The organism is Acidovorax sp. HMWF029 (assembly GCF_003060895.1).
In the GTDB taxonomy this organism is placed as follows: Bacteria; Pseudomonadota; Gammaproteobacteria; order Burkholderiales; family Burkholderiaceae_C; genus Acidovorax.
Genome location: NZ_QAIH01000068.1, coordinates 1 through 1,822 on the forward strand (window position 1 = coordinate 1; position 1,822 = coordinate 1,822).

A 1,822-nucleotide genomic window follows, 5' to 3' on the forward strand; every position below is an offset into this window, starting at 1 on the left:
ACCGCCGCCCCCCGCCCCGCCTGGGGCTGGGCCTTGGTGGGCGCCATGGCCGGGGTGCTGCCCGCCGTGGTCGCGTTTGCGCCCGCGCACTGGCTGGCCAACGGCGTGGCACGCGCAACCCAGGGGCAGGTACAGCTGCTGCAGGCGCGGGGCACGGTCTGGACCGGCTCGGCCCAGCTGGTGCTGACCGGTGGCGCCGCCAGCCGCGACAGCGCCGCCCTGCCCGGCCGCGTGGACTGGCAGCTGCGCCCCAGCTTCGATGGCCTGCGCGTGCAGTTGCACGCTGCCTGCTGCACCCCCGCGCCCCTGCAGGCCCGGGTGCAGGCGCGCTGGGCGGGGATGACACTGAACGTGGCCGACGGCCAGAGCCAGTGGCCAGCCGCGCTGCTGGCAGGCCTGGGCACCCCCTGGAACACGCTGCAGCCCCAGGGCCAGCTGGCCCTGCAGACCCAGGCGCTCGCCATGCGCTGGGCGGCGGGCCGCATGGTGCTGTCCGGCCAGGCCCAGCTGGATGCGCGTGCCATGTCCTCGCGCCTGTCCACGCTGCGCCCCATGGGCAGCTACCGGCTGGCCCTGCAAGGCGGCGAGGCCCCCACCCTCACGCTCAGCACCCTGGACGGCGCGCTGCAGCTCAGCGGCACCGGCCAGTGGGTGGGCCAGCGCCTTCGGTTTGCGGGCGAGGCCAGCGCCGCCCCCGAGCGCGAGGCCGCCCTGTCGAATCTCCTGAACATCATCGGACGGCGCAACGGCGCGCGCTCCATCATTACCGTGGGTTGAATCTATGACCTCCTTGTTGTCTCCACGCCTGCGTTTTGCTCTCAAAACAATAGCTGCAAGTGCTTTACTAGCAGGCGGAAGTGGCCAAATTCTTGCCCAAACTGCCATTGACACCCGCACTGGCAGCGTGCGCCCGAGCGAACCCGTCACACTGAACTTCGCCAACGCCGAGATCGAGGCCGTGGCGCGCACCATGGCCACCATCACCGGCCGCAACGTGGTGGTGGACCCGCGCGTGAAAGGCCAGCTCAACCTGGTGACCGAACGCGCCGTCACCCCCGCCGCCGCCTTCCAGCAATTTTTGGCGGCCCTGCGCTTGCAGGGCTTCACGGTGGTCGAGGCCGCAGGCCTGTACAAGGTGGTGCCCGAGGCCGACGCCAAGCTGCAGGGCGGAAGCGTAAGCGTGGTGCAGGGAAGCAGCGGCAACGCCCCCAGCGGCGGGCAGATCGTCACGCAGATCTTCAAGCTCAACTTCGAGAACGCAGCCAATCTGGTGCCGGTGCTGCGTCCGCTGATCAGCCCCAACAACACCATCAACGTGAACCCCGGCAACAACTCGCTGGTGATCACCGACTACGCCGACAACCTGCAGCGCCTGGCGCGCATCGTGGCGGCCATGGATGTCTCCAACGCGAGCGATGTGGAAGTGATCCCGCTGCGCAATGCCATCGCCGCCGACATGGCACCCCTGGTGGCCCGCCTGATCGACGGCGGCAGTGCGCCCGCCGCCACGCCCGGCCAGGCCGACACCTCGTTCAAGACCACGCTGATTGCCGAGCCGCGCAGCAACTCGCTCATCCTGCGCGCGGCCAACCCGGCCCGCGTGGCCCAGGTGCGCGCCCTGGTGGACCGGCTGGACCAGCCGCCCGCCCCCGGCAGCAGCGCCGCCAGCGGCAACATCCATGTGGTCTACCTCAAGAACGCCGATGCCACCAAGCTCGCCACCACTTTGCGCGCCGCCATGGCGGCCATGGGCACGGGCAGCGCCACCGGGGCCGGTGGCGGTGGCAGCCCTGCTGCCGCAGCACCCAGCACGGGCCTGAGC

The 1,822-nt window shown here is 70.9% G+C and carries 2 protein-coding genes; both read left to right on the forward strand.

The features are described 5' to 3' along the window. A partial coding sequence (gene gspN, locus DBR12_RS04135) for a type II secretion system protein N (RefSeq protein ID WP_233244294.1) occupies positions 1–777 on the forward strand: 777 nt, incomplete at its 5' end. A 4-nt stretch (positions 778–781) separates the two neighbouring features. Further along, a partial coding sequence (locus DBR12_RS04140) for a secretin N-terminal domain-containing protein (RefSeq protein ID WP_304529305.1) occupies positions 782–1,822 on the forward strand: 1,041 nt, incomplete at its 3' end.